Genomic DNA, 1,364 nt, shown 5'->3' with positions numbered 1-1,364 from the left:
GAACCCGAACGGGTTGACCCGCCCGAACGCGGCCAGCGACCCGATCAGGCCGATGTTCGGCCCTTCCGGGGTCTCGATCGGGCACATCCGGCCGTAGTGCGACGGGTGGACGTCACGGACCTCCATGCCCGCCCGCTCACGCGACAGACCACCCGGACCCAGCGCGTTCAGCCGCCGCTTGTGCGTCAGCCCGGCCAGCGGGTTGGTCTGGTCCATGAACTGGGAGAGCTGGCTGGTGCCGAAGAACTCCTTGATGGAGGCCACCACCGGCCGGATGTTGATCAACGTCTGCGGCGTGATCGCCTCGACGTCCTGGGTGGTCATCCGCTCCCGGACCACCCGCTCCATCCGCGCCAGCCCCAGCCGCACCTGGTTCTGGATCAGCTCCCCCACCGTGCGCAGCCGCCGGTTGCCGAAGTGGTCGATGTCATCGACCTCGATCGGCACCGGAACCGCACCCAGCGTGGCCTCCTCCTCACCAGCATGCAGCCGCACCAGATACTCGATCGTGCCGACGATGTCGTCCTTGGTCAGCGTCCCCTGGTTCATCTCCAGGTCAAGACCGAGCTTCTTGTTGATCTTGTACCGGCCGACCTTCGCCACGTCGTAACGCTTGGGATTGAAGTACAGATTCTCCAGCAGCGTCTGCGCCGACTCCCGCGTCGGCGGCTCCCCCGGCCGCAGCTTGCGGTAGATGTCCAGCAGAGCATCATCCTGACCGGAGGTGTGATCCTTCTCCAGCGTCACATTGATCGACTCATACGAGCCGAACCGCTCCCGGATCTGCGCCTCATCCCACCCCAGCGCCTTCAGCAGCACCGTCACCGGCTGCTTGCGTTTGCGGTCGATACGCACCCCGACGTTGTCACGCTTGTCGATCTCGAACTCCAGCCAGGCACCCCGACTCGGAATCACCCGGCACCCGTAGATGTCCTTGTCCGACGCCTTGTCCAGCGCCCGATCGAAGTACACCCCCGGCGAGCGGACCAACTGGGAGACCACCACCCGCTCGGTCCCGTTGATGATGAAGGTGCCCTTGGGCGACATCAACGGGAAGTCACCCATGAACACCGTCTGGCTCTTGATCTCACCCGTGGTGTTGTTGATGAACTCCGCCGTGACGAACATCGGGGCGGAGTAGGTCATGTCCTTGTCCTTGCACTCCTCCACGGAGTACTTGGGCGGTTCGAACCGGTGGTCGCGGAACGACAGCGACATCGTCCCGGAGAAGTCCTCGATCGGACTGATCTCTTCGAAGATCTCCTCCAGCCCCGACTGCGTCGGGACACTCCTACTACCGGCCTTCTGGGCCGCCTCGACCCGGGCCTTCCACCTCTCGTTGCCCAGCAGCCAGTCGAAGGAGT

Annotated in this window: 1 pseudogene; it reads right to left on the bottom strand. The window is 64.4% G+C overall.

Annotation, left to right across the window (positions count from 1 at the left end):
• Nucleotides 1–1,350, bottom strand: a pseudogene (locus tag ABGB11_RS42370) (DNA-directed RNA polymerase subunit beta); the annotation flags it as partial.
• Nucleotides 1,351–1,364 lie beyond the last annotated feature (14 nt).

This window comes from Actinomadura sp. B10D3, assembly GCF_039871695.1.
GTDB classification, from domain to species: domain Bacteria; phylum Actinomycetota; class Actinomycetes; order Streptosporangiales; family Streptosporangiaceae; genus Spirillospora; species Spirillospora madurae.
Note: the sequence above shows the minus strand (reverse complement) of the source record. Positions and strands in the feature narration are given on the sequence as shown.